The sequence below is a fragment of the Paenibacillus dendritiformis genome (assembly GCF_015845845.1).
Classification (GTDB): domain Bacteria; phylum Bacillota; class Bacilli; order Paenibacillales; family Paenibacillaceae; genus Paenibacillus_B; species Paenibacillus_B dendritiformis_C.
This window is the reverse complement of sequence record NZ_LDIG01000034.1, coordinates 1-209: the sequence shown is the minus strand read 5'-3', so window position 1 is coordinate 209 and position 209 is coordinate 1. Positions and strand designations below refer to the sequence as shown.

1 protein-coding gene is annotated in these 209 nt (G+C 45.5%); it reads left to right on the top strand.

Features of this window, described 5'->3' with window-relative positions; genetic code table 11:
- A partial coding sequence (locus tag ABD76_RS00480) for a transposase (protein ID WP_197253345.1) occupies window positions 1-209 on the top strand: 209 nt, incomplete at both ends.

Sequence of the window (209 nt, the reverse complement as noted above, 5' to 3'; positions counted from 1 at the left end):
TTCCGCCGTACAGTCCGCAACTGAATATTGTGGAAGGACTCTGGAAGTGGCTCAAAGCGGATGTCGTGAATAACGTCTTCTACCACAATGTAGCTGAGATTGAGATACGGAAGAATGGCTGTTCTTTCATGAATGCTGTGATGAAAGAACCTCAAGCAATCATCGACCGTCTCTGTGTGCGGATGGAGTCTGATATAGTAGTGGATATT